The organism is Microthrixaceae bacterium (assembly GCA_023957975.1).
In the GTDB taxonomy this organism is placed as follows: domain Bacteria; phylum Actinomycetota; class Acidimicrobiia; order Acidimicrobiales; family Microtrichaceae; genus JAMLGM01.
The window spans coordinates 1-26,575 of the sequence record JAMLGM010000006.1; the positions used below are offsets into that span (position 1 = coordinate 1).

General features: G+C 66.5%; 24 protein-coding genes and 3 riboswitches. Of the genes, 5 read left to right on the forward strand and 19 right to left on the reverse strand.

Annotated features, from left to right (window positions below; all coding sequences use genetic code 11):
- Positions 1-70 precede the first annotated feature (70 nt).
- Positions 71-1,207 (reverse strand): hypothetical protein, encoded by a 1,137-nt coding sequence (locus M9952_09770; protein MCO5313202.1) that lies wholly within the window; start codon positions 1,205-1,207, stop codon positions 71-73.
- A gap of 116 nt (positions 1,208-1,323) precedes the next feature.
- Positions 1,324-1,468: riboswitch (cobalamin riboswitch) on the reverse strand.
- Between the two features lie 94 nt (positions 1,469-1,562).
- Positions 1,563-2,117: a hypothetical protein gene (locus tag M9952_09775; GenBank protein ID MCO5313203.1), complete on the reverse strand. Its 555-nt coding sequence runs from the start codon at positions 2,115-2,117 to the stop codon at positions 1,563-1,565.
- A gap of 71 nt (positions 2,118-2,188) precedes the next feature.
- A riboswitch (cobalamin riboswitch) is annotated at positions 2,189-2,335 on the reverse strand.
- 97 nt (positions 2,336-2,432) lie between these two features.
- Between M9952_09775 and M9952_09780 the strand changes: the two genes are divergently transcribed.
- Positions 2,433-3,029: an ATP:cob(I)alamin adenosyltransferase gene (locus tag M9952_09780; GenBank protein ID MCO5313204.1), complete on the forward strand. Its 597-nt coding sequence runs from the start codon at positions 2,433-2,435 to the stop codon at positions 3,027-3,029.
- Between the two features lie 36 nt (positions 3,030-3,065).
- On the opposite strand, the gene M9952_09785 is transcribed toward M9952_09780, so the two are convergent.
- From M9952_09785 to M9952_09820, 8 genes are all read right to left on the reverse strand, one after another.
- Positions 3,066-4,196 carry an MFS transporter gene (locus M9952_09785; protein MCO5313205.1) on the reverse strand — a complete coding sequence of 377 codons (1,131 nt, stop codon included), beginning with the start codon at positions 4,194-4,196 and terminating at the stop codon, positions 3,066-3,068.
- An 86-nt stretch (positions 4,197-4,282) separates the two neighbouring features.
- On the reverse strand, positions 4,283-4,564 hold the full coding sequence (locus M9952_09790; GenBank protein ID MCO5313206.1) for a pyrimidine/purine nucleoside phosphorylase: 282 nt from the start codon (positions 4,562-4,564) through the stop codon (positions 4,283-4,285).
- Between the two features lie 55 nt (positions 4,565-4,619).
- The gene (locus M9952_09795; GenBank protein MCO5313207.1) at positions 4,620-5,375 is read right to left on the reverse strand and encodes an SDR family oxidoreductase; all 756 of its coding nucleotides are present in this window, start codon (positions 5,373-5,375) and stop codon (positions 4,620-4,622) included.
- An 18-nt stretch (positions 5,376-5,393) separates the two neighbouring features.
- Positions 5,394-6,689: an acyl-CoA dehydrogenase family protein gene (locus tag M9952_09800; protein MCO5313208.1), complete on the reverse strand. Its 1,296-nt coding sequence runs from the start codon at positions 6,687-6,689 to the stop codon at positions 5,394-5,396.
- A complete protein-coding gene (locus M9952_09805) occupies positions 6,686-7,819 on the reverse strand; it encodes an acyl-CoA/acyl-ACP dehydrogenase (GenBank protein ID MCO5313209.1) in 1,134 nt (377 codons plus the stop codon). The genes M9952_09800 and M9952_09805 overlap by 4 nt, the downstream gene beginning before the upstream one ends.
- Positions 7,820-7,847: 28 nt before the next feature.
- A complete protein-coding gene (locus M9952_09810) occupies positions 7,848-9,011 on the reverse strand; it encodes an amidohydrolase (protein ID MCO5313210.1) in 1,164 nt (387 codons plus the stop codon).
- A gap of 44 nt (positions 9,012-9,055) precedes the next feature.
- A complete protein-coding gene (locus M9952_09815; protein ID MCO5313211.1) occupies positions 9,056-10,270 on the reverse strand; it encodes a cytochrome P450 in 1,215 nt (404 codons plus the stop codon).
- Positions 10,271-10,272: 2 nt separating this feature from the next.
- The gene (locus M9952_09820; protein MCO5313212.1) at positions 10,273-11,442 is read right to left on the reverse strand and encodes a thiolase family protein; all 1,170 of its coding nucleotides are present in this window, start codon (positions 11,440-11,442) and stop codon (positions 10,273-10,275) included.
- 189 nt (positions 11,443-11,631) lie between these two features.
- Between M9952_09820 and M9952_09825 the strand changes: the two genes are divergently transcribed.
- Both M9952_09825 and M9952_09830 read left to right on the forward strand, forming a co-directional pair.
- The gene (locus M9952_09825; GenBank protein ID MCO5313213.1) at positions 11,632-12,285 is read left to right on the forward strand and encodes a TetR/AcrR family transcriptional regulator; all 654 of its coding nucleotides are present in this window, start codon (positions 11,632-11,634) and stop codon (positions 12,283-12,285) included.
- 68 nt (positions 12,286-12,353) lie between these two features.
- Positions 12,354-13,106: a YggS family pyridoxal phosphate-dependent enzyme gene (locus M9952_09830; GenBank protein ID MCO5313214.1), complete on the forward strand. Its 753-nt coding sequence runs from the start codon at positions 12,354-12,356 to the stop codon at positions 13,104-13,106.
- A gap of 95 nt (positions 13,107-13,201) precedes the next feature.
- Here M9952_09830 and M9952_09835 read toward each other — a convergent pair whose 3' ends face one another.
- Entirely contained in the window at positions 13,202-13,717 is a 516-nt protein-coding gene (locus M9952_09835; GenBank protein ID MCO5313215.1) for a hypothetical protein, read from the reverse strand.
- 87 nt (positions 13,718-13,804) lie between these two features.
- Positions 13,805-13,939: riboswitch (cobalamin riboswitch) on the reverse strand.
- Between the two features lie 77 nt (positions 13,940-14,016).
- On the reverse strand, positions 14,017-14,988 hold the full coding sequence (locus M9952_09840) for an NADPH:quinone oxidoreductase family protein (GenBank protein MCO5313216.1): 972 nt from the start codon (positions 14,986-14,988) through the stop codon (positions 14,017-14,019).
- A gap of 70 nt (positions 14,989-15,058) precedes the next feature.
- On the opposite strand from M9952_09840, the gene M9952_09845 reads away from it, so the two are divergent.
- Together M9952_09845 and M9952_09850 are read left to right on the forward strand one after the other, a co-directional pair.
- Entirely contained in the window at positions 15,059-15,844 is a 786-nt protein-coding gene (locus tag M9952_09845) for an SDR family oxidoreductase (GenBank protein ID MCO5313217.1), read from the forward strand.
- Between the two features lie 32 nt (positions 15,845-15,876).
- A complete protein-coding gene (locus M9952_09850; protein ID MCO5313218.1) occupies positions 15,877-16,968 on the forward strand; it encodes an ecdysteroid 22-kinase family protein in 1,092 nt (363 codons plus the stop codon).
- 60 nt (positions 16,969-17,028) lie between these two features.
- Here M9952_09850 and M9952_09855 read toward each other — a convergent pair whose 3' ends face one another.
- The 7 genes from M9952_09855 to M9952_09885 all read right to left on the reverse strand — a co-directional run bounded on the left by M9952_09855 (position 17,029) and on the right by M9952_09885 (position 26,552).
- Positions 17,029-18,327 carry a cytochrome P450 gene (locus M9952_09855; GenBank protein MCO5313219.1) on the reverse strand — a complete coding sequence of 433 codons (1,299 nt, stop codon included), beginning with the start codon at positions 18,325-18,327 and terminating at the stop codon, positions 17,029-17,031.
- A gap of 31 nt (positions 18,328-18,358) precedes the next feature.
- Positions 18,359-19,444, reverse strand: a complete 1,086-nt coding sequence (locus M9952_09860; GenBank protein MCO5313220.1) for a DNA polymerase domain-containing protein — start codon at positions 19,442-19,444, stop codon at positions 18,359-18,361.
- A gap of 65 nt (positions 19,445-19,509) precedes the next feature.
- On the reverse strand, positions 19,510-21,306 hold the full coding sequence (locus M9952_09865; GenBank protein MCO5313221.1) for an amidohydrolase family protein: 1,797 nt from the start codon (positions 21,304-21,306) through the stop codon (positions 19,510-19,512).
- A 276-nt stretch (positions 21,307-21,582) separates the two neighbouring features.
- Entirely contained in the window at positions 21,583-22,719 is a 1,137-nt protein-coding gene (locus M9952_09870; GenBank protein MCO5313222.1) for a hypothetical protein, read from the reverse strand.
- Positions 22,720-22,797: 78 nt separating this feature from the next.
- The gene (locus tag M9952_09875; GenBank protein ID MCO5313223.1) at positions 22,798-24,087 is read right to left on the reverse strand and encodes a hypothetical protein; all 1,290 of its coding nucleotides are present in this window, start codon (positions 24,085-24,087) and stop codon (positions 22,798-22,800) included.
- Between the two features lie 50 nt (positions 24,088-24,137).
- Entirely contained in the window at positions 24,138-25,814 is a 1,677-nt protein-coding gene (locus M9952_09880) for a GGDEF domain-containing protein (protein MCO5313224.1), read from the reverse strand.
- A 3-nt stretch (positions 25,815-25,817) separates the two neighbouring features.
- Positions 25,818-26,552 carry a signal peptidase I gene (locus M9952_09885; GenBank protein ID MCO5313225.1) on the reverse strand — a complete coding sequence of 245 codons (735 nt, stop codon included), beginning with the start codon at positions 26,550-26,552 and terminating at the stop codon, positions 25,818-25,820.
- Between the last annotated feature and the right edge of the window lie 23 nt (positions 26,553-26,575).

The window sequence follows — 26,575 nt, forward strand, 5'->3', positions numbered from 1 at the left end:
CTGCGGGTCGGCTGTCACCCGCTGACGCGCCCAGAACCTCACCGCGACCGATGATTCGGCTGGTCGTCGACTATTCGGCGGCGACCGGCGCCTGGTTCAACACCGCGATCCCCGCAAGGTCGTAGCCGCCAGAGCCGGTGGTCTTGTGGGCGTCATAGATATCGCGGCCGAAGGAGTCGAGGTACGTGTCTCCGGCATTCGGGTAGTCGCGGGCCCCGACAATGTCCACCACCCGCACGTGAGTGATGTGATTGAGGTCGACCGTGCCGTTGCGCACCGCCGCCTTGTTCGCCAGGGCGGTGAGGTCGAACACCGAGCCGTAGTTCGCCGGCTCGCGACCGGCCAGGCCGCTCAAGAGTCGCACGTCCTGAGACGCGAACGCTCCGACCGAGGTCGGCTGTTGACTCGCCGAGTCAAAGCGGACGAAATCGGTTCCGTTGGACGACACCTCGATGTAGGCGAGTTCCGCGAACAACATCGTCTCCGAGGTACCGGGACTGAAAAACCCGTTCTCGAAGACCGCGAAGTCGTAACCACTTCCGTTGGCGATCGGGGTGCCGAACGTGAGCGTGATCCGTCCCCCGTTCCCGATCGGCAACAGGCCGCCGGCTCCACCGAGCGCGGCACCCGGGTTGTTCGTCCAGTTCGACGTCACGTCTGCACCGGGGACGAAGTCCTCATAACCGGTTGCCCATCCAACAACGGAGCTGCTCGAGCGGGCCACCGCCACTGAATCGGTCCCGGCGACACCTGGACGTTTCGGCATCTGGGCCCGCACGTCGTAGGTGGCATCGAAGATCACCTCCGGATCACAGTCGCCACCGGAACGGGCGAGCACGCGCACGACCTGTCCCTCATCGGCGGCAAGGCTCAGCGTCGAGGCCTCTTCGTAGAGCGCATCGCCGGGATCGGCGTCGGGGGCGATCACCGCCAACTCGATCGGCGATCCGTCCGCGATCGTGAAGGTCAGGACCTCGTTCGACCGGATCATGGTGAGCACGGGGGCCTCGGGCACCTCACAGACCGGAAGGGGCGAAGCCGTGGTGGTCGTCGTACTGGTGCTGGACGTGGTCGTGGTCGTTGTCGCCGGGGTTCCGGGCCCGTTCGGGGTGCACGCCCCGAGGAGGGAGACCGCGGCAATTGCCGGGATGAGGACGAGCGCCTTCGACCGAGGCACCGTCGTGTGGGTCAGCTTCTCAGAAGCCATGAAATCACCTTTCGTTGACGAGTCCTCCGAAGAGTTCGTCTCCGACCGGTGATCTTCGAGGGCACGGGGCCCGACACCTGACGAATCCGAGCCTTCTCCGCAGTCCTCGACGGATGGTTCAGTACCTTCCCGAGCGGGCATTCCGACTCGTGAGACACCGGCTGGTGACTCACCCACGGCTGCGGGACAGCGCCGGATTTCGACCGGCTTCCCCCGCTGCGGGAAGTGTTGTCATCGACGACGTTCGCCGATGCAGTGGGGCACGATAGCACCACTGATCTTTGGGTCCGGACGGGTCAGTACCGACCGGCTGCTCAGCCGAGACGCCGACCGGACCCTGCAGGACCGACCGGAGTCAGCCCCGCAACGCCTTGATCTGGTTCACCGTACGGCGCAGTTTGAGGCCGGTGATATCGCCCTCGGAGAAGGGCGAGTACGACCACCCCTCGAAGGAATCGATCGGCAACGGCCCCGCCGCGACGCCAACCTCGCTGAAGCTCCACGCCTTGGAGCCGTCCGATTTCCAATAGCTCCAGTAGTTCTGCAGCCAGCACACCGGATAGCCCGCGGTGGGTTGATTGTTGATCTGACAGATCGTGGAGGCGGGTGCGCCGGGCTTGTTGTTGATGGTGAACCCAGCATTGGTCAACGCAGCGAGCCCATCGGTTTGAGGCCCGACAGCGCAGCCGATCGAAATGCGATCGTCGAGCGCCTGGAAGTCGACCACGACGGTCACTCCCACGCCTGGCATGCATGGCTCGCCGACGATATTCGCCACCGGGACCGGCTGGCTCGGGGTCGACTCCGACACGCACGCCGAGGTGACGATCCCCACCAACGCCACAAACGCGAGGGCAAGGCGCAGCGTTCGGGTGCGGCGCGGGCGGGCGATGACTGATTGAGTATTCATGATTTCCTCCGGGCCGAGACCCGGGGAGAATGCTCACCGCCGAGCGACGACCCCCGCTTTCCTCGACGGTGGTTGAAGCGATCTCCGGCGGCGGGCGATCCGACTTACGGTTCCGGACGGAACCGCTCACGGTTGCGGGACAGCGCCGGTTTCTCACCGGCTTTCCCCGTTCGCGGAGCTGAGTTGTGATCGGCGCGACCTCGCGAAAGCGCTGCGCCGAGTCCTGACCATAACATCGACGCAGAGGGGGTGGCGACACTGCGGTGCCACGACACCTCGACGACTGGAGTGACCGTGACCGTACATATCACCCGCGTGACCACTCGCGGAGGCGACCACGGCGAAACGTCGCTGGGCGACGCCACCCGGGTTTCCAAGACCGATGCCCGCATCGAGGCCATCGGAGCGATCGACGAGCTCAACGCGGTCGTGGCACTCGCGGCCGACGCCGTCGCACTCGCCGAGCTGCCCGACGCCGACAGCGACACCGGGCCCGATGCCGACACCGAGCCCGGTTCCGCGCTGAACGTCACGATCGCAGAAGTGCTCGAAGAACTCCTCCAGCAACTGTTCGATCTCGGTGCCGACATCGCCCTGCCCGAGCCCGGCGAACGCGGACGGCTCATCACCGTCGACACCGTGGTGTGGCTCGAGAACGTAACCGCTGCGTTCAACGCGCCGCTGAGTCCCCTGCGCAGCTTCATCCTTCCGGGCGGACCCAATGGCGCCGGGCAGCTGCACTTCGCCCGCACGGTTTGTCGTCGCGCCGAGCGGCGAGTGTTGGCACTCGGCGGCGACATCGGCGAAGCCGGCAGGTATCTCAACCGCCTGTCCGACGTCCTGTTCGTACTCGCACGGACCGTCGCCAGCGGTGATGAACGGCTCTGGGCCCCGACCCGCAATCGCGAGTGACCTTCCTTCGACGCGGACCTTCCTTCGGCGCGGACCTCAGCGCACCGAGCGCACCCGGCTCACCATGAGCGCACCGACCGCCGTCGACAGCCCGGCCGCCAAGAACAGCGGCGAGAACCCGAACGCCGTGGTGATTCCCGCCGCCGCCAGCGGACCGAGGCCTTGTGGAACCGCGGCCCCGACGTTGAGGATGCCGAGGTCCTTGGCACGGTCATCGGCGTTGGGCAACACCGCGGTCACGAGCGCCTGGTCGACCGCCACGAAGGCCCCGTATCCGGCGCCGATGAAGGCTGCCGCCACCATCAACATCCCGACCGACGGTGCGGCGGCGACCAACACCCCGGCGACCGCCTGAAGGCCCGCGGCAACGCCGACGAAGATCCGCCGACGTCCGGTGCGGTCCGACACCGGCCCGGCGACGAAGGTCGCGATCAGCGTGGCGACGAGGTAGATGACCGTGACGGTGATCAGGGTGCCGTCGGGGTCTTCCACCTTGAGGCCGTCGCGAAGGAAGAACCACAGATACGTCGTGCCGAGGGCGTTACCCACGTTGACCAACAGCCGCGAGCCGAAGGCCCATCCGAAGTCGGGATAGCGACGCGGCGAGATCCACATGTTCGACAGGATCCGCTTGAGGGTGAGCGGTTCGGTGCCGGCGCTCGGTTCGACGTCGCGGTTCACCACCAGATATGGCAGGGCGCACAACACGAGCGCGATGGCCAACAGCACGTAGCGGGTGGCGGCCTCGAACCCCTCGACCGCCACCATTCCGACGACGATGCCCAGGCCCTGAGTGCCGTACATGAACCCCGAGATCGTGCCGCGTTGATCGTCGGGAACCTGGTCGGCAACCGAGGCGGTCAGCCCCGTCGCGATCGCGGAGTTGCCCAGATTCGCCACGATCCACCAGAACGCGATCATCTGCCAGGTGTCTTGCCGGCCGGTCAGAATCAACCCGACGACCATCGCGACGACGCCGCCCAGAACCCACGCCTTGCGGTGCCCGAATCGAGAGTTCGTCCGGTCACACATCGCCCCGAACAACGGCAGGCTCACGAGCGCCGCCAGCCCGACAAGGGCGTTGATCAGACCGAAGTTGCGATACCGGTGAGCGTGGTCGACCGTCGCGAGCTGATCCGGCAGCGCGAGCGAGACGGGGACCAGCATCGCGATCCACACACCCAGCCAGATGAGACCGAAACGAGCGGTCCATCCACGTGAAACCCGGGTGAGTTCCGGCGTCGACGGAACCGTCACAGGTAGTCGCAGAGATAGGCCGTCGGCCGCTCGACCTTGAGGTCGAAGGCGCTGTTGCCCGGAACCTCGAAAGAAGAGCCCGCTACGTAGGTCGCCCACGGCGCGCCCGGAAGCTGCACGATCAGCTCGCCAGCCACCACGGTCATCCGCTCGGGGGCCTCGGTGCCGAAGTGGTACTCGCCAACGTCCATCACCCCGACGCTCGAGCGTCTCTCACCCGTGACGAATCCGATGCTTTGTACGGTTCCGTCGAAGTACGTGTTGTGTTGCAGAGCCATGGCCCAAATCATTGCAGGCGCTTCGGAAACGCCGAACCATGGTGCGCCGCGAGTTTCACCCGTCGTTTCGGGGCACGCGGGGAACGACCGCCATCGTCGGAACCACCGCGGTGTTGCCGAGCGAGATGATGCTCTCCACGGCCCGCACCAGTTCGTTCACGTCGATCAACGCTCCAGCGACGTACCCCTTGGCATACCACTGTCGGCCCAATTCGACGGCGATGTCCATGTCCCATTCGGAGGTGAACCCGGTTGCCGAATCCCCCTCGCCGCCGCCGCAGTCGCCCACGATGAGCCGTGTGAAGCCGACCTCGGGGTGTTCGACTCGCCACGCCTCGACCATCTTGTCGAGGGCGGCCTTGCTCGCGATGTAGGCGCCGAGGCCGGGCCACGCCGGGGTCATCGAGGCCGACACCGAGGAGAAGTAGATCGCGCAGCCCTGCGACGCCTGGAGATGGTCGAGCGCAGCGCGGGTGGCGGTGGCGGCACCGACGACGTTGGTGGTCAAGGTGCGCGTCCACGCATCGGCGTCGAGATCGGAGAGACGGCCGAGCGGGGCGACTCCTGGCGCATACACCAGCGCATCGATTCCGCCGAGCACGTCGGCGGCCGCCCGGACGGCCTCGGTGCACTGCGCCTCGTCGGTGACATCGCAGCGAATGGCATGTGCGCGCTCGCCGAGGTCGGCCACGGTCTGTTCGAGACGATCGACGCGACGGGCCAACAGCGCCACGTCGTGGCCGGCCTCGGCGAGTCCGACCGCAACCGAGCGGCCCAACCCGCTCGACGCTCCCAAGATCACGACTCTCATTCGATATACCTCCGTGGTTCAGTTCTCTTCTGGTGCGGGTCCGCGCGGGACGTCGCGGAACGCCACGTCGCGATCGAGCGCCCGTTCCCGCGGCATCCCGAGCACCCGCTCGGCGATGACGTTGGAGGCCATCTCCGTCGTGCCGCCACCGATGCAGCTGGCCTGGCGCATGAGGAAATCCTCGCCTCGCAACGCCAACTCGCCATCGTCGTCGCTCCAGGCCGCACCGGCGGATCCGGCGAGTTCGAGCGCGATCGTGTTGCGTCGCACGAGGCTCAACCCCCCGTACAGCCGGGCGATCGCCGCCGACTGGTCGCTCAGGGTCCCGGTGCGCATCCCCTGGCCGACACGGCGGCCCAGCGCCGATCCGACCAGGGTCAACATCTCCCCCTCGCCGACGAGTTCCTGTGCAGCATCGGTGCCGGAAATGCCGCCGTCGCGGGCGATTCGGCGCAGCGCCGCACCGTCGAGGGACGACCGTTCGAGCTCCTGTGGTCGGGTCACGAACGGCGAGTTCGACGACATCCGCTCGTGGAACATCCACCGGGTTCCGACCGTCCACCCGTCGTCGACTCCGCCGACCCGGTCGCTGTCGGGAACCCGAACGTCGTCGAGGTACTCCTGGCAGAAATCCATGTTGCCGTTGAGCATCTCGATGCGTTGGATCTCGATGCCGGCCGCGTCGATCGGGAAGATGAACACCGACAGCCCACGGTGTTTGGGAACGTCCCAGTTCGTTCGGGCCAGACACAGCCCCCAGTCCGACCACCAGGCCCCGGTGGTCCACACCTTCGAACCGTTCAGCACCCATTCGTCGCCGTCGCGCACCGCACTCATCAGCGCTCCCGCCACGTCGGACCCTCCGCTCGGCTCGGACAGGAACTGCATCCACAGCTCTTCGCCACGCAGGATCGCCGGGATGTGGGTGAGCTTCTGCTGCTCGGTGCCGAACTCCAACAGCACCGCCATACACGGCGTCATGGTGGGAACCTGCAGCCGAACCGGATAGTCGTAGCCCTCGAGTTCCTCGTTGAGCACGAGTTGATGCGCCCGGGTCAACCCCTGACCCCCGAACTCCACCGGCACGGTGATTCCGGCGAACCCGGCGTCGAAGAACGTGCGCTGCAGCGCCCGGTCGTGCGCGACCTCGCGCAGGTCGTCCTCGTCGGTTCCGAGCTTGCGTAGCCCGGCGGTGAGGCTCGCCCGCGCCGGGCCGACCTCGGCGCGCAGAAACTCCTTGGCCCGACGCCGGAACTCGTCGAGGTCGTCGAGGGTGTCGGTGTTGGAGACCGGAGCCATCGATTCGGTGCTCATGAGACGGCGCTTTCGAGATCGAGTTCCACCGCCACCCGACGGCGGTGCTGGGCAGGGGTTCCGTGCAGCGCCCGGTTCAACGTATGTCGACGCAGGTACAGGTGCAGATCGTGTTCGTAGGTGACCCCGATTCCCCCGTGGAACCGTACGCATTCCTGCATGAGTTCCGAGCCGTATTCGCCGATGTACGCGGCGGCGGCCCGCACCAACTTCTCCGCTCGGGGACTGTCGGCCGCGACCGCTGCCGCCGCATCGTCCGCGATGGCATGGCTGGCCTCGAGCCACATCTTCATCGAAGCCATGCGGTGTTTGATCGCCTGATAGGAGGCCAGCGACCGCCCGAAGGAGTACCGGTCGAAGGTCCATTCCAGGGTGAGGTCGAAGGCCCGTTGCATCGCCCCGACCGACTCCGCATTCGCGATCACGATGGCCTGTCGGCGCTGCAGTTTCACCGCCTCGGCCGCGGTGTCGATCGACCCGACGACCGCGTCGAGTGGAACCCGCACGTTGTTGAACGTCACGACCGAGAACCGACGGGTCAGATCCACCGTGTGCATGGGACGAATCTCGATTCCCGCGGCGTCGGTGGCCACGAGCACCTGGGTGATCCCACCCGGCGTAACACCGGTGACGAGCAGGTAGTCGCTGCGGTTCGCCGACTCGACGAGCCGCTTGGTTCCGTCGAGTACCAACTCGGTGCCCTCGATCCGAAACCGGAACAACCGCGGCATCGCCGCGACGTTGTGGGCATCCTCGTCGATCGCCCACGACACCAGCGTCCCCCCGCTGAGCACTCCGGCGACCACCTCGTCGTGGCCGCCACTGCGGGCGAGCGCCCCGGCCACCACCGCGTTGGGAGCGAGCGGCCCCGGAGCGGCCGCCGCACCGAACTCATGAGCGATGAGGCTCAGATCGACGAGGCCGTCCCCCGACACCGAACCGCCGCCGGCCTCCTCGCTCACCAGCAGCGAGGTCCACCCCAGCTCGACCCCCTGGCGCCAATAGGCCTCGTCGAATCCGGCCTCGTCGTCACGCAACGTCCTCAGCACCTGCGGCGGCGCCGCGTCGGCGAGGAACTTCGCGGTCGTGTCGCGAAGAAACGCCTGGTCTTCGATCGGTTCCAACAACATTGGGTGAGTCCCCTCCTGGCTTGAGGTGTCAGACGCGGTACAGCTTGGCGGCGTTTTCCCCGAGCACCTTGCGTTGGGTCTCCGGTCGAAGCGTGGAGATGATCTCCGACACCGTGCCGAGCGGATCCGGGTACAGACAGGTCGGGTGCGGGTAGTCGGTCTCGAACATCACGTTGTCCTCGCCGACCTTGTCGATGAGCCCCTGCAGGTCGCCGTGATTCGTCTCGAACCAGAACGTGGCCCACCAATGGTCCTTGAAGTACTCCGACGGTCGGCGCCCGAGCGCATCCGCCTGTTCGGGAGCGTTCTCGAGAATCTCGTAGTCCATCGTTTCGAGGATGAACGGAATCCAGCCGATGCCGCTTTCCACCGACACCATCTTGAGGTTCGGGTGACGGTCGAAGATGCCCGCGTAGATGCTGTTGATGACCACGCCGGCGTTGTTGAGAAACAGCATCGAACCGCCGACAGCCGGCTTCAGGTTCTCGTGCAGCGAGGCCCAGAAGTACTTGCCGTAGAACGTGAGCGAGGTCTGCGATGCTCCGATATGGAAGTGGATCGGCAGGTGCAGGTCGGCGCACACCTCCCAGAACGGATCCCAGGCGCGATCGGCAAGGTCGGTCGACCCGGCATCTTGGGGATCAGACGTCATGTTCACGCCGCGGAACCCCATCGCAGCGCACCGCTGCGCCTCGGCGACGCACTCGTCGATACTCCACGCCGGCATCACCGGCATCGGCAACATCCGGCCGTTGGTGTTCTCCTGAACCTCGGCCATCGCGTCGTTGTACAACTCGACGCACAGGCGTCGCAGCACTGGATCCTGGGTTGCCTTGGCAAGGTTCTGGCCCCCGATGCCGACCGCGTTCGGGTAGACGATCTGCACGTCGATGCCCGTCTCGTCCATCACCCCGAGGCGGTATTGCCAGTCCCACGCCCCCTGGTGGACCCAGTCGATCCCATGTGCCCGCGTCTCGGCGAAGGCGTGCTTGTCGCCGTTGCGGTCGATGACCCCACCCGGGCGCGCCGGTCCGAGCGGCACCCCTTCGAGGGTCCAGGTCGCGGTGCCATCCACCATGGTCACCCGCGGGACACGGTCTTCGAATCCCTTCGGGGCGCGAGACGTGAACAGGTCGTGACGCTCCGTCATGTGGGTGTCGGCGTCGATGACTCGGATGTCGTTGGCATACATGAAAGGGTCGTCTCCTGGGTGGGTGGTGGCGTGCCCGGACAGATCTACGATTCGCGTTCCGCTGGGGTGAACTCGATCTCGATGGCCGAGGGCGCCCTGCTGTAACCGGGGTGGAAGTGAACTTCGCCGGTCGCCAGGCGAACGTCGGACAGCCGACGCAGCAACTCCTCGACCGCGATGCGCAGGTTCATGCGCGCCAGGTTCGATCCGGCGCAGCGGTGCGGCCCAGCACCGAAGGCGATGTGGCGGTTACCTTCGCGGTCGAGGTCGAACTCGGCCGGGCAGCCGAACTCGTTGGGGTCGCGGTTCGCCGCCGCCCACGACACGACCACCATGTCGCCCTCGCAGATGGCTGCCCCGCCGACCTCGATGTCGCGGGTGGCTCGGCGACCGATGAAGGCAAAGGGACCGTCGAGCCGCAACATCTCCTCGATCGCCGTCGGGATGAGTTCGGGCTCGGCGCGTAGCCGCTGTGCGATCTCGGGCTGCTTTGCGAACCAGAGCATCATCGTGCCGAGCGCGCCGGCGGTGGTGTCGAGGCCGCCGAAGAGCAGGAGTTGGATGATCCCCACCGCTTCGAGATCGGTGATGGCACGTCCGTCGATCTCCGCATTGAGCACCGCGTCGATGACGTCGTCGATGGGTTCTGCGGCGCGCCGCCGTTCGATGAATCCGAAAATCCATCCAATCATCTCGCGCCGGGCATCGATCGCCGAGGGAGTGTTCGGCGTCGACGCCGCGGTCGCGAGACGATTGACCTCTGCGAGTTCCTCCGACGGCGCGTGGAGGAACTCCTCGAAGAACACCAGGCCGGGCAACGGATTGGCGAACGCCTCCATGAAGTCGCAGCGACCCTCGGTGATGAACTCATCGATGAGCTGATTGACGATCGCCCGCGTCGCTTCTTCGTGTTCGAGCACCTGCACCGGGGTGAAGAACCGGTTGATCAGGCGCTTGTACTCACGATGCAACGGCGGGTCGACCATCTCGGGGATCGCCGGCAGCGGAGACTCGCGGGGCGGAACCGTGATTCCGTGTTCCGAGCTGAAACCCTCCCAGTCCTGGGCGATGGCCAACACATCCTCGTAACGGGTGGCCACCCAGAAGCCCTCGTGCTGATCGCTGCGCACGACACCGTTGGCGGCGCCGCGCAACCGTTCGAGGGCCCGGTGGAAGTAGTCGCGGTCGCCCATTTCGGGGGCGAGGTGGTTGAAGTGCTCGAGGAGTTCGGTCTCGTCGATCGTCTCGTCGAAGCTCACCTTCAGACCTCCACCACCACCGCGGTGGACATGCCGCCGCCGGCGCACATGGCCGCAACACCGATGCCGCCACCACGGCGCCCGAGTTCATGGACCAGCGAAATCACCATGCGGGCGCCCGTCATGGCGACCGGGTGACCGAGGCTGCACCCGCTGCCCTCGACATTGACGATCTCGTCGTCGATGCCCAACAGCTTCGTCGTGCCGACACACATCGACGCGAACGCCTCGTTGATTTCCCACAGCTTCACGTCGCCGATCGACAAACCCGCCCGGTCGAGAACCTTCGGAATGGCGATCGTCGGAGCGAGGCCGGTTCGTGCCGGGGTGACCCCGGCCGATGCCCACGCCCGGACGGTGCCGAGCGACTCGAGCCCCTCGCTGCGCGCCACCGAATCGTCGACGATGACGAGTGCTGCTGCGCCGTCGTTGACCCCCGAGGCATTGCCAGCGGTGATGCTGAACCCCTCGATCTCCGGGTGGATCACCTTGAGCGAGGCCAGCTTTTCCAGGCTCGTACCCCGGCGGGGATGCTCGTCGACCGCAAACTCGGTGACGCTTCCGTCGCGCAAGGTGACCTTGATCGGAGCGATCTCGGCGGTGAAGCTGCCGGCGTCGATCGCCTCGATCGCCCGCTGGTGCGAACGAAACGCCCAGTAGTCCATCTCCTCGCGGGTCACGCCGGCCTCGACCGCGGCGTTCCAGCCCACGGTGATCGACATGTCTTCGATCGGGGCGTCAGGGGTCTGCACATGACTCGGCGGTGCCCAGGCATCCCATTCGTCGGTGCCGAGCACCCGTCGGGTGAAGCGCGGCGCGGTGGAGGCCGACTCGGCTCCGCCCGCCACGACGACCGAATCCATACCGGCGCGGATCGACCCCGCGGCCGTCGTGATTGCGGCAAGACCGGCCGCGCAATGGCGGTTGTTAGCGAGGCCCGCCACATTGACGAGGCCCGACTCGATCGCGGCGTACCGGGCGAGGTCGCCGCCGCCGTAGCGCGACTCGCCCATCACCACGTCGTCGTAGCGCTGCGGGTCGATGCCGGCCCGGGCGACCGCATTGGTGATCGCGTGGATGGCGAGCTCGTAGGCCCCGACATCTCGAAGTGTGCCTTTGAAGGCGGTGCCGATCGGCGTTCGTGCCGTCGCGACGATGACTGCGTCCCCCATGCCTGTCCCCCTGGCTGAGTTCGGTGAACCCCGGATTCTCCGGTGATGCGAGTACCCTAGTCGAGTAAGGACTTACTCTCAACGCGATGAGAGTAACCGATCGCTCTCACAATTCAACTCCCGCACTATCATGGCTCGGGCGAGGCACACGTGCGCTGGGGCCTCACGCGTCGCGAAAGCAGGATCCTCATGGCGAAGACGTCAGTGGCCAAGACACCGCCACCGCGGGCCAAACGAATGAACGCAGCCGATCGGCGAAGTTCCATCCTCAACGCCGCCCGCAAAGCCTTCAGCGAGTCTGGAGACATGGCCGGCACCACCATGCGCACCATCGCGGATCGTGCCGGGATCAGCGAAGGCATCATCTACCGCCACTTCGAGAACAAGGATCAACTGTTCTTCGAAGCGGTGGTCGAACCCCTCCGCGACGCCGTCGACAGCCTCGTTGCCGCCACCGAGGGCATCGACTCCGAAACCCCACTGACCGGCGAGCGCCAGATCGAAGCCCTCGCCGGCCTCTATTCACAACTCATCGCCACGCTCACCGAGGTGCTGCCGCTGCTCGGACTCGTACTTTTCGGCGACCCGAAGGTGGCGCGACGCTTCTACCGCGAGCACTTCGAGGTGGCGATGGATCGCCTCGCCGGAGCGTGGGCGGAGGTCGAACAGCGTTACGGCCTCGAAGTCGATTTGACCGCGATCTCCGCGCGCGCCGTCATGGGCACCGCGCTCATCTTGGCCATCGAGTCGAAGTACGCGAAGGAGCACCCCTCGCGAGCCGACCTGTCGCGCAGCGCCGCTCTCGGCACCGTCGAGGGTTTCTTCCCCACGCTCAACGGCTGAACCGCGCCGCATGCGTCGTCGTCGCTCTGACGTCTTCGCGCCCTGATCGGTCCCACTACTGTGCGCGCATGGCTGACATGACCCGACCACCCGAGACCGTCGAGGAATTCCGGCGCAACCTCGACGAGGTTCGTTCGCGGATCGTCGACTCCGCATGCCGGGTCGACCGCGACCCCGCGGAGGTTCGCCTTCTACCGGTCTCGAAGACCGTTCCCGAGTCTCGATTGATCAACGCAATCACCGCCGGCTGCACCCAACTCGGCGAGAACAAGGTTCAGGAGGCGAAACGCAAAGCCGCCAACCTCGCCCACCTGGGGGTGTCGTGGTCGGTGATCGGTCACCTTCAGACCAACAAGGCCAAAAATGTCGCCGCGTTCGCGGATGAGTTTCAGGCGCTCGATTCGCTCCGGGTCGCCGAGGCCCTCGACCGTCGCCTCCAGGCGCTCGGGAGGTCGCTCGACGTGTTCGTGCAGGTCAACACCTCAGCCGAGGAGTCGAAGTTCGGCCTTCCGCCCGAGGAGGTCGACGGGTTCGTCGCTGAGCTTCGCCACTTCCACGCGCTCCGACCGGTCGGGCTGATGACGCTCGCGGTGTTCAGCGACGACCACACCCGGGTCCGCGACTGTTTCATCAGGCTGCGAACCATCCGCGACCGCCTGCGCGAGACCCGCCCCGACGGCATGGGCCTCGAGGAACTCTCGATGGGAATGAGCGGCGATTTCGAGTTGGCGATCGAAGAGGGGGCGACGGTCGTGCGGGTCGGCCAGGCGATCTTCGGGCCCCGCGGACTCCCCGATTCGCACTACTGGCCCACCACCTGACCCGTTCCCACCACCTGACCCGTTCTCCGATAACCAGTGGTCGTGATCACGACCACTGGTTATCGGAGAACGGGCCGCGGCGGGTCGGCCGCTGGTCAGCCGCGACGGGCCAGCACCTTTTCGACGGAGAGGCGGATCGGCGCGCCGTCATAGTTGTCCGGCGTGATCACGCTGTAGGACCAACCCTCGAGCGAATCGACCGCGATCGGGCCGCTGGAAGCGCCGACCATCGAGTAGTCCCACGGGGAGGTGCCGTCGGACTTGTTGTAGCTCCAGTAGGCATCGAACTGACATGTCGGATAGCCCTCGACCGGAAGCGAGTTGATCTGGCACGCGAACCCGCCGATCTCGTCGTAGGTGAATCCGGCGTTGGTGAGCGCAGCGAGGCCACTCGCCTGAGTGCCCGGCGCACATCCGATGGCAACGGTGTTGTTCAGCTTCTGGAAATCGACCACGACGGTCACTCCCTCGCCGGCATCACACGGCTGACCGACGACCTTGGGACCGCTCGGAGTCTGCGGCGCGCAGCCAGCGGCGAGCGCCGCACCGACGGCGGCCATGGCGGCGAGGCGGCGACGCGCCCGATTCGGGGTGGTGGATGTGGTGTTCATAGATTCCTCCTGGCCGTTGCCGGGAGGAGCCTGTCGGTCCGCCCGCCACGACCCTCGTTGTCCTCGACGATGGTTGAAGCACGTGCCGATGTGGCACCTGCCGACGACGGGCGATCCGGCTCGCATCTCGGTCGAGATGCACACGGCTGCGGGACAGCGCCGGAGTCTCACCGGCTTCCCCCGAACGTTCGGCTACTGGTTATCTCCGTGGGAATCACGGCGCACGAAGCGTACTCCAGACGCGTCACGTGGCACCTCTTGACCACGGACCGGCCGGCCGGTGGCGCCGACAGAGGCGTTCAGGGAACGAGCACCACCTTGCCGACCACCCGACGATCGAGGGCCTCGCGCAACACCGCGGCCGCCTCGTCGAGTGGCCGCTCGCTCGGCGCCGCCGGCGAAAGCGTCCCCGCTACGACGGCATCGAGCACCTCGCGCAACAACACGCCCTGATCGGCCGGGTTGTGCATCGCCCACGCCCCCCAGTCGACACCGACCACCGAGCGGTTGTTCAACAGCACCTGATTGGTGGGGATCTTCGGGATCGTTCCGGCAGCGAATCCGATGACCGCCAACCGCCCGCCGAATCGCAGCGCTCGCAGCGACGCCTCGGTCGCATCGCCGCCGATCGGGTCGATGACGACATCCACCCCTCCGGGCGACAACTCGCGGGCGCGGTCCTTAATCGGCTCGGTCGAATAGTCGATCGTCGCGCTCGCTCCGGCGACCAGCGCCGCCTCGAGTTTCTCGGCGCTCGACGCCGCTGCGATCACCGTCGCACCGAGCGAACGCGCCACATCGATCGCCGCCAGACCGACTCCTCCACCGGCACCGAGCACGAGCACCGTCTCCCCGGAAACCACGCTGATGCGCCGGGTCAAGGTGAACCAGGCCGTGCAGTAGCTCTGAACGACCGCTGCCGCCATCGCCAGCGACAGATCGTCAGGCACCCGCGTCACCGCCGCGGCCGACACCGCGATCTGCGACGCGTACCCTCCGAGTCCCCCCGCCGCGATGACTCGATCGCCGACGTCGAGCCCCTCCACCCCTTCGCCGAGCGCGCTGATCACCCCGGCGCACTCGCTTCCCGGCGTGAACGGAGGCGGAATCTTGATCTGATAAGTCCCGGCGACGAAGAGCGCGTCGACGAAGTTGACCCCCGCGGCCGCGACCTCCACGACAACCTGTCCGGGACCCGGTTCGAGGTCGGGGTGTTCCTGGACCTCAAGACCCTCTGGAGCCCCCCACTCGGTACACACAACTCGGCGCATGGGACTCACCCTATCGGGGGCATCGAACCCGGGCGACCGGTAGCGTACGGCCAGAACCAGGAGGATTGTCATGTCACGTCTCGCAGTCGTCACCGGCTCCGCCGGAGGCATCGGTGCCGCCACCGCCACCACCCTTGAGGCCGAGGGATACGAGGTCATCGGTGTCGACATTGCCGGTGCCGAAATCACCGCAGATCTGTCGACCCCCGGAGGTCGCTCCGCCATGGTTGAGGCCGTCACCGAACGCACCGGCGGGACCCTCGACGTCCTCGTCGCCAACGCCGGCGTCATGAACACCGCCGAGATGTGCCTACGCGTCAACTACTTCGGCGCGGTCGCCACCCTCGAGGGCCTGGCCCCACTGCTGGCCCGCGGGGAGTCCCCCCGAGCGGTCGTCACCGTGAGCTCGTCGATCCTGAACGTGCAGATGCCCGCCGTTGTCGAGGCCTGCCTCGCCGGCGACGAGGCCCAGGCGATCGAGCTCGCAAGCGCGCCCGGCGCCATGGACATGGCCGGCTACCCGACCTCCAAGTACGCGCTGGCGCGCTGGCTGCGTCGCAGCGCGATCGGCGACGCGTGGGCGGGCGCAGGAATCGCGCTCAACGGGGTGGCTCCCGGCATCGTGCAGACGAACATGACCGCGGAGATGTTGGCTCATGAGGACTCCAAGGAGCTCGCCGATGCGTCGGTTCCGATGCCCTTTGGCGGGTACTGCCACCCACAACACGTCGCCGACGTCATCGCCTTTCTCGCCTCCGCCCGCCCCACGCGTATCTGCGGTCAGATCCTGTTCGTCGACGGAGGTGCCGACGTGGTGTTGCGCGGCGACGACATCTGGCACACCGCCGCGATCTGAGCACTGCGGACGAGTCGAAGCCGCAGCACCCCATGGGACCCATCGCAGATCGCCCCGACCAACTCACACCGGCGTGGTTGACCGACGCCCTGCGCACGGCCGGCCATCTGCAGGTCGACTCCCGGGTGGCGACCGTCGACATGCAACCGATCGGCACCGGCCAGATGTGCGACTCGATGCGGGTACGGGTCGCCTTTGACGGCGAAACCGACCTGCCCGACACCTTCGTCGCCAAGTTCCCCTCGACCGACGCCTCCAGCGTCGCCGCCGGAAAGCTCATGCGGGCCTACGAAAAGGAGGTTCGCTTCTATCAGCACCTCGCCCACAGCCTCCCGGTGAATTCCCCGGCCATGTATCTCGCCGATATCGACGTCGACTCGGGGTCGTTCGTGTTGTTGCTCGAGGACCGGTCGCCTGCGGTCCAAGGCGACCAGATCGCGGGCACCACCCCCGAGGTCGCCCGCCTGGCCGTCGCCGAGTTGGTGCAACTCCACGCCCCGCGTTGGGGCGACGACTCGTTGGAGTCCTTCGACTGGATGGCCCGCGCCACCCGCGACCAGCGAGACCTGTTGTCGTCGATGCTGCCGACGTTGTGGCAGGAGTTCCTCGCCCGCTACGGCGGAGCGGTCGAAGCGCACCTTCGTCGGGCCGGCGGGTTCTTCGTCGAACACATCGCCAACTATCTCGACGCCGACGTCATCGGCACCGGCATCACCCACTCCGACTACCGCCTCGACAACCTCCTGTTCGCCCCCGGCGTCTTCGCGGGCACCACCGAGGGGCGCCCGACGGTGGTCGACTGGCAAACGGTCGCCTACGGCTGCGCGCCCTACGACGTCTCGTACTTCCTCGGCTCGAGCGTCGAGCCGCCGATCCGGCGTGAAATCGAGTGGGAACTACTCGCCGAGTACCACCGCGGCCTCGTCGCCAACGGGGTGCAGGACTATTCGCAGGCGTCGCTTGAAGCGGACTACCGACGTGGCACGTGGGCGGGCATGTTGATCGGCATCGTCGCCGCGGTCATGGTCGAACGCACCGAACGCGGCGACACCATGTTTCTCACGATGCTCGATCGCCACGCCCGCCACGCGCTCGACCTCGACGCGGACGAAACCATCCGCTGAGCCACCAGGTCTGAGTATCCGAGTCCGAGCCGCCGGCGGAGAGCCGCCGGCGACGACTCCTCAGCCGAGCGGTTTGGACGGGGTGAACCGCACCGGCAGCGACTTGATGCCACTCACCAGGGGAACGCCCAACGCATTGAGCGGCACCGCCGGCGCCGTCGCCTCCATGTCGCCCAAGCGATTGAAGAAGGTGCGAAACGCCACCGACAGTTCGCGACGGGCGAGGTGCGCTCCGAGGCAGAAATGGGGACCCGGTCCGCCGAAGCCGACGTGGTTGTTCGGGGACCGACGCACGTCGAAACGCTCAGGGTCCGCAAACTCGCGGGGGTCACGGTTCGCCGCGCCGTACAACATGACGACCTTGTCCCCCTCGTGGAAGTCGTGTCCCGACAACGTCACCTCACAGGTCGCGGTTCGCCTCATGAAGGTGACCGGTGAGCCCATCCGCACGATCTCCTCCACCGCGGTCGGGGTGACGCCGTCGATGTCGCCTTGCCAGATCGCCCGCTGATCGGGGTTGCGGGTCAGGAAGTCGACCCCGTAGGTGATGGCGTTGCGCGTCGTATCGTTGCCGGCCACCGCCAAGAGGATGAAGAACGGCGCCAGTTCCTCCGGCGTCAGCACGTCCTCGCCGGGCTCAGCGTTCACCAGCGCCGAGGTCAGGTCGTCCTTCGGATTGGCGCGACGGTCTCTCGCGAGTTCGCCGAGCAGCACCGACAGTTCGGTGCCCGCCCCGATGAGTGCGGTGAACAGATCCTCGCCTTCGCCGACCGTGTCGGGATCGCCCGCACCCAAGATGACGTTGGTGCACCGCAACACGCTGTCGAACTCGCTGCGGGGAATGCCCATCATGTCGCAGATGATCAGCAGCGGAAACGGCTCGCTGAACGCCGACACCAGGTCGACCTCGCCCTGTTCGCAGAACCGGTCGATCACCTCATCGGCGACGTGTTGCACCGAGTCGAGGAGGCCCTGCAACTGCCGCGGGCCGAAATTGCGGCTGACGATGCCCCGCTGTCGTGCGTGGCGCGGGTCGTCCATCACGATGAAGCTGCCGAAGAACTCCATGATGTCGGTGGGCATGTCGGCGATCGACACCGAACCCTGCCCCGAACAGAACTCCTTGGGACGCCGACTGATCTCGATCACGTCGTCGTAACGGGTGCTCAGCCAGTACCACTCGTTTTCCAGCGTGAGCGGGTTGGGCTGGTAGGTGTGCACGAACGGTGCGATCTCACGGATCTCCGCGAGACGCGCGGCTCGGCTCTCGAGCGGTTGAGTCCAGAACTCAATCGACGCAAGTTCGTCCGCCAGGGAGTCTCCACTCAAGCCGAAACCGGCCGATGATGAATCGTTCATGTCGCGACCCTACCGTGCAAGTCGCCGCTGGTTACGGTCCGATGCGTCGGCCCTGCGCGTCCCAGTGAGACTCGACCTTGCGCGAGGGCTGCACGCGTGGGGGCTCGCCCGGCATCTTGGGGTAATCCGGCGGGAAGTTGAGCTCACCGCCGGGCAGGGTCTGCCAGAGCTGCAACAGCGGATCGAGCGAATACTCAACGTCTTCCATCTCGCGCCACGGGTCACCCTCGGAGGCCAGCAGGTCCGGGACGGTGAGGAGATTGAACTGCGTCGGGTCCTCCAGGTCGCCAAGCCGATCCCACGCAATCGGCATCGACACCGGCGCACCCGCCCGGGCCCGGATGCTGTAGGCCCCGGCGATCGTGCGGTCGCGGTTGTTCTGGTTGAAATCGACGAAGATCCGCGACCCGCGAAGCTCCTTCCACCAGGCGGTCGTCACGCCGCCGTCGCGCCGTTCGAGTTCGCGTCCGAACCCGATGGCCGCGTGGCGCACGTCCTCAAAGGACCAGCGCGGTTGAATCCGCACGTAGATGTGAATGCCGCGGTTCCCACTCGTCTTCGCGAAGCCGCGAAGACCCAGTTCCTCGAGAAGCTCCCGCGCCACACCGGCCACCCGCACAGCATCGGAGAACCCGGTACCCGGCTGCGGGTCGAGATCGATGCGGAACTCGTCGGGATGATCGACGTCGCGGCGGCGCACCGGCCACGGGTGAAACGTCAAGGTCCCCATCTGTGCGGCCCACACGAACGCCGCCGGCTCGGTCGGACAAAGCTCGTCCGCGGTTCGACCGCTAGGAAAGGTGACCCGCACGGTTTCGATGAACTCGGGGGCTCCCCGCGGAAGGCGCTTCTGGTAGAAGCCGGCGCCGTCCGGGTCCTGCGGGCCGAGCGCCAGGCGCATCCCGTCACGCCAGCCGTCGGGCCAACGCTCGAGCGCGGTCGGCCGCTCCCCCAGCGAGGCCATCATCGTCTCGCCGACCGCAGCGAAGTACTCGCACACCTGCAACTTCGTGATGGCGGGCGTCCGGTCGGTCGCCTCGAACACGATGCGGTCCGGGCTCGACACTCGAATCTCACGACCCGCCGCGTTCACCAACCCTGCTGGAGCCTTGGCCATCCACCGATGCTACGACGTCGACCGGCGAGACCCCGTCGATGCCAAGATCGGCGCTGCGGCAACGCTCAGTCGACCCGTGTGAGCACCCGGCCGTAGCCGCCCTGTGCCCCGAACCCCTCGACGAAGGCCCCGTCGCTCCACGCCAGCCTTCCGTTGACCAGCACGTGGGTGACGCATTCGTCGTGTCGACGCACCAACCGGTCGACCCCGACGACATCGGCCGAGTCGTCCTCGACGATGTTGTCGAGCCGCTCATCCAACGTTGCCGGGTCGACGACCGCGATGTCCGCCCGGCCCCCGACCACCAGCCGACCGGCATCGATGCCGAGGTAGTCGGCGATTTCGCCCGTCATGCGATACACCGCCCGTTCGGGACTCAGCACCGGTTCATCGTCGCCGCCACCGCCATCGTCGCCGCCACCACCGTCAGCACTCGCCGCGAGCCGCAACAGATGCAAGGGCAGGTCGTAGAAGGCCATGTTGCGAAGGTGCGCTCCGGAATCGGCGAACCCCATGATCGCCGCAGGGTGGTTGGCGATCTGAGCGACCGAGCGCGGGCGGTCGTTCGCGACGACGGTGCGCCACCGCAACTCGTGGCCGAACTGTGCCTGCAGGTCCATGAACGCCTCGATGGCATCGACCCCGCGTTTCGCCGCCACCTCACCGAAGGTCTTGCCCACCAGGGTCTCGTCGGGGCAGCCGACGATGACCGGCTCATCAAGCTTGCGGTGATACGCACGCGGTGCGAGTTGGTTGTTCCACTGCTTGCGGAACCGGGCGCGGAAATCCGGGTCCGACATCAGCCGTCGACGAGCCTCGAGATCGCCGACTGCCAAAGCCTGGGTACCGGCGCCGAACTCCTCCATCACCGGCACGTCGAGCCCGTCGACGAACAGGTCGAACACCAGCGGCACCGCCTGGAAGCGCACGTCGCCGCGCAGGACCCGGTTGAACGCGTTCGTGGTGGCGCCGATGAACCGGTGGCTGCCATGTGCCACCACCGGATCGAGCATCGACAACAGGTTCATCCGCAGTGCAGGGCGGCCGACCCCGGCCGACATCGCCATGAGGACCGGGATGTTCCAGCGCCCCTGAAGATCGGGGACCACCTGAAAGATCCGTCCCCGTTCGCGCAGCACCTTGGCGAAGGACCGGTACTCGCCGAAAGTCGCGAACACCGACGGCGTCGGGCGCGAGTTGAACCGGTCGCCGCCGAGCTTGTCCCACGGCAGCGTGTTGAAACTCATTCCGAGGTACCCGGCGTCGAGCGCCTCGTCGAGCAGGCGCAACATTTCGCGCCGTTCGGACCGGGTGGGCTTGGCCGAAGCGTCGACGGCGCGTTCCAGACCCATGACCGACGTGCGAACGGCCGAATGCCCGAGAAACAGCGTGACGTTGGGGCCGAGTGGCAGCGACCGCAAGTGCGCGAGGTACCCGCTCGGGTCGTCCCAGTTCTTGGTGGTTTCCAGGAGCGGCAACACCACGTCGCGCGGCACGCCTTCGACGCGGCAGAACTGATCCGCGAGGTCTTCGGGCTCGCCCATCACGAAGGACAGTCCGCAACTGCCGATGAGCACCGTGGTGACGCCGTGTCGCACCGACTCTCCGAGGCTCGGGGCGATCTCCAACTCGGCGTCGTAGTGCGTGTGCAGGTCGATGAAGCCGGGGGTCACCCAACACCCGTCGGCATCGACGACCGTCGCTGCGGCCGGTGCGACGAGCCCGAGACCGATCGCCGCCACCACCCCATCGCGCACGAGCACGTCAGCTTCCACCGAAGGCGATCCGGCCCCGTCGAAGACGCGGCCGTTGCGGATGAGAACGGTTGGGGCGGCTTCGACATCAATCACGTCGTCGGACATGGTCGAACCCTACCGATCCCTGTCCCTACCCATCGCGACCATTGGCCATCGCAGTTTCGGGAAGAGTTCACCAACCAGCTTGACAACTCATCCTGATATGCAATGATAGCCCCACCTAACAGAGCCGCTCTGCTGGGTTCACACACGAGTTCCGGGGTTGGCGCCGTAGGGGTGCTGCGCCAACCTCGGGATGGTGATTCGGTCCGGGTGTTGTTCGGCGCCCGGACCGCTGTGTTTCCCGGACGCTCGCATCGGCGAAACGGGACGGAACCGATCTCAGCGGTAGGCCGCCGTGACCCGCCGAAACAACGCCGCCTCGTCGGTGTCATAGGGCGTTCCATCGGGTCGCAGCAGGTCGTGGAACCAGCCGTCCACCTCGGGGTCGTACCTCGTGAACCACGAGGTCCACGGGTAGTTCGTCTGTGTACGGCCGTCGACGAGACCCCAGGTCCAACACCCGACCCGTCGTTGCTCGAATACCTCGAGCAACGACACCGGCGATGTCGGGCGCCCCATCCATTCGGTGCACAGCAATGGCCGCCCGAACCCCTCGAGGCGGTCGATGATCTCGACGAGCTGGTGGCGCGGCTGATAGCTGTGAAAGGAAATCACGTCCGAACGTTCGAGCATCACCTTGGAGACCGGTCGAGCCTCGACGGCGCGCAACGTGTGCATGAACAGACCAGCGGTGACCGGCTGGTCGGGGTCGACGCCGTCGGCCCAGTCCCAGATCTGTTCGAGGAGTTCGGCGACGAGTCGTTGTTTGTTGCGCGCCTCATGGAATGCGTACGCCGGGTTGGGGCTGTCGGGCTCGTTGAACAGGTCCCACACCTGTACGCGATCATCCGTCGCAAACCGTCCCATCACCGCCTCGACGTAGCCGCGAAGCCGCGCCCACTGTCGGCGGTCCGAGATCACCGACGCTCCGGGCGATTGCAGCCACATCGAGTTGTGAACGCCCGGCTTCGGATCGCCCTGAGGTCCGGCCTGGGGGCGAGGATCCCAGATGCCATCGAAAAGCACGGGCATCACTCCGATGCCGTGGGACGCAGCGATCGACAACACCTCGTCGACACGATCGAGGAATCCACTCCCTTCGGTCTCCCACAACAGGTCGTGCAGGAAGATGCGCATCGAGTTCATGCCGAGGTCGGCCGCCCAACCGAGCTCACGATCGATCGTGACCGGATCGAAGGTCGCCGCCTGGAACATCTCGAGCTGGTTACCCGCCGTCGAGGGCACGAAGTTCGCGCCGACGAGCCACGGGGTGCGCTCGTACCACTCCCACGCCCGCTCCCGAGACCAACGAACCTTCGTCGTATCCAACGCGTCGAGGCGACGCCGAAGGTGACTGGTCACCCACGAGGCCGCCTCGACGGTCGCAATCTCGGCAGCGGTGAGGCGTCGTTTCATCGCTGCATGTTCGCGCACAACCGAGGACCGGTCGCGCCGGAATCACCAGGCCGGCATCACCGGCCTGGTGACAGCCGATCAGGGGCAGGCATCGCCCAGCGCAGCGCGGAACGGTGTGGTGGAGACGCCCGGGGTGACCCAGGGGTTCGGGTTCACACCCGGCCCGTCGGCCGATCCCCAGAAGGTGCACGCAGCGTCGATCGTGCCGGGAGCTCCAGAAGCGTCAGCCGGGATGACCCCGTTGACGAACCACGCCGCGGCGCGGGTCGGGTTGCCCGTGCGGTCCCACACTCCACCCACGAACGAGTTCCCGGTGAAGACGCGATCCGCCGTACGTCCGGTGCAGTCGCCGGCCGTGGCAATCGTGAGCCCAGCACGGAGTTCGTCAAAGGTGTTGCCCGTGTAGCGGTTGACGAGATCATTCGGGTTCGGGACGCCGCACACCTCCTCGTAGATGCCGGTATCGACGTTCTTCACGGTGTTGTTCGTGAAGTTGACACCGCCTGCGGTCACGAGCATCGCGGTCGGGCTGAAGGTCGGGTTGGCGGTGAGGTCGGCAGTGCTGCCTCCCTCGATGTAGTTGTCGTCGATGCTGATCGTGTTGGCGCCGAATGCCGAGTTGTCCCACTCCGCCGCCCAGAACCCGCGGAACGAGAAGTTCTGCACGACATTCTTGGTGTACTTGGCCGAGACGACGGGGGTGGCCGGACTCGCTTGTGAGATGTCGAGTGGGCGACGGAAGTTCTCCACCCGGTTGTTCGAAACGAGGTACGAACCCGAACGTACGAGGATCGCACTGTCCGCCATCGTGGTGCAGGAGTAGCTGCACAGCGGATTCCAGGTGCCGCCGTTGAGGCGGTTGTTGACGATCTCGACGTCGCTGCCGCCGTAGAGGGCGATGAGGTTCAAGGTGTCCGGCGTGAGCAGGGAGCTGTCGCCTTGCGGGTCGATCGAGAACCCGTCGATCGTGACGTCGAACTCATATGCGGCAACCGGGTGCGGGTTTCCGGGGCTGCGGAACCCCTTGACGGTGGCCTCCGCGCCTCGCGTGCCCGCTGCGGTCCCGGCGCCGATGCCGGCGTTCGGCCCCTCGAAAGTGAGCGACTTGTCGACGCTCACCATCTCGTCGTAGGTGCCTGCCCCAACCGAGATGGTCTCACCATCAGCGGCCTGCGACACGGCGTAGTTCACCGTTCCACACGCCGTGGCCAACGTTGCGCAGTCGCCGACATCAGCGGCGCCATTGACGACGAAACGGTCGGCGGTCGGGCCCGTGGGCACGGTCGTCGTCGTTCCGGGATTACTCGGGGTGCACCCCACGAGCGCCACCGCAGCCGTCAACGCGGCCGCGCCTAGATAGTTCCTCATCTCTCCCCATTTCTGGGTATCCCCCCGGATACCCGAATGAGGTCTCATGTTTACACCCGTTCGTCCAAAGGAACAAGCAATGCACTTTTGTCCCGTTCGACATGGCCACCACGGTCACCACGCTCGACAACACCCGACGCGGCCCTCTGGGCGTCGTGGCGTTGCGCCTTGCGCGCCGCCTTGGCGGCGTACATCTCCGCATCGGCTCGACGCCACTGCTGCGAGGGGTCGAGCGCCGGGTCGAACCGCGCCACACCCACCGAACCGCGAGCCTCCACCGAACCCTTCGCGGTCGCCACCGGGTCGCTGAAGATCCGCTCGACCGACGCCGAGAACTCGTCCTCGGTCACCCCGGGGTTGGGCGGGCTCACGACGACGAACTCGTCGCCGCCGAGACGGGCAAGCCAGTGATCCTCCCCGAAGAGCCGATCGAGTCGGAGCCCGACCGCGTGCAGCACGGCATCGCCGACCTCATGGCCGAGGGTGTCATTGATCGCCTTGAACCCATCGAGGTCGATGAATCCGATCAGTCGCGTTGCCGCACCGGGGTCGCCGACCGCCTCTTGAGCCAGCGACGCGAGTCCGGCCCGGTTGAGCAACCCGGTGAGATGGTCGTGGGTCGCCTCGTGGCGCAAGCGACGCTCGGTCGCCGCGACGTCGCGCTCTCGAACGACGGTCGCGAGCGCGGCGGCAAGATAGGCCACGAGCACCTCGAAGGCCTGGTCCCGGGCCCGATTTCGGGTTGGCGACGATACGATGAGCAGCATCGACCTGCCACCGTTGCGGCCGACGACGCCGAGGATCTTCGCCGGAGACCCATCGAGCCCGTCGGCAGTGCTGGCAGTGTCATCGGCAGTGTCATCGGCAGCACCGACCGCACTGCCACCGCTCGCCAGATCGACGATGTCGCGAGGCGACCGGTGGGCGACGGTGTCCGCCACGCCTTCGGGAATTAACCCGGTCGAGCCGTACTCCTCGACAATCGTCGGGCTCGGGTCGCCCTCCCAGGTGACGATCAGCGTCGCTGCCTCATAACCCAACTCGACCACCGATTCGATCGCAGTCGTGGAAAGCACCGACGAACTCGACGACGCCAAGCGCGCACTCGCGACCGTCAGTACCGCCAGCAGTCGAGCCCGGCGCTCGGCCTCCTCATGCTCATCGGCGACGATGTACATCTCCTCGACCAGGTGCTGGGCCAGGTGACCGGCCACCATGCCGAGCACCAACGCGATCCCCGCTCGGTTCGCCAAGTCGGTCATCGGCTGGACCCCGTCACCGGGCTGCCAGCGCATGATCCGATCGATGAACAACGGTGTCGCCACGGCGATCCAGCACATGACCGCGCCGCCGAACTGGAACCGCATCGCCCCCTCGAGCACGGGAAAGGCGATCACCGCCCACATCGGGCTGCCGCCTCCGGGGCGAATGGCCAACGTCATCGCCACGACCGCCACGACTCCAAGGAACAACTGGAGCCATATCAGCCGCGACACCGACGACGACCGTGCCGTGCGCACCGACAACAGGTTCGCCGCCAACAACGCCAACGGAGCGACGAGTGCCGTCAAGGCGGTCGTGACGTCAAGACGTCCGATCGAGGACGCCATCCATGCCGTGACGAGCGCGATCGCCGCCCACCGAACACCCCGAATCGACAATTCGACGGTCTCGAGCGGCCGGCGTTTGACCGAACCGTCGCTTCTGGAGAAACGGGCCGTCCCCATGGCTCACACTTCCCGTTCCGAGCCCACCGCTCGGCCTTCGGCTGCCGGAACGAGTGTGAGGGTCCGTGAGTCGTTCGGAACGAATGACCACGCGGTCAGTGCGACCGAACCGCGATCGATCGAGTCGAGCGACGATGATCCTTTTCGGGGCGACGTCGGCCGCAACACGGGCGTGAGCAACACGAGCACGCCGACGAAGACGAGCGCGGCGCTCCAGTACGAGCCCTCGGCGATCCACACCATTGGAAATCCGACGATCGGAATCATGAGCGCACCGACCCCTTCGACCTCGTCGAACGGCACCAGATCGCTGTCGACCGAGCGATTCGCATCCCCCTGAGTGACGTACCGCTCGCCGTCGAGGTCGACATCGGAAACCCGGTGGATGATCGAATCGCCGACCCCTCCCGATCGGAACCGGATGATCGCCCCCGGATCCAGGGATTCGTCGCGGTCGAGGGGTCGAAGCAACACGACGTCGCCGCGTTCGATCGACGGCCGCATCGAACCCGACTCGATCGCGGAGGCCGACCACCCGAGCACCACGACCGGCACCACGACCCACAGGCACAGCATCGACATCGTCACGACCCCGAACACCGACACCGATTCCAACGCCATCTTCGAAACGTCCCACGCGGTCAGGCGTGTACGCGAACGCTCAGACGCCGCCAGATCGTCGACCGCAGCGGTCATCGAGGTGGTGCGAGGCGATTCGATCGCCGGGACGGGGGACATGGAGCGAGACGTCGTCGACGCAG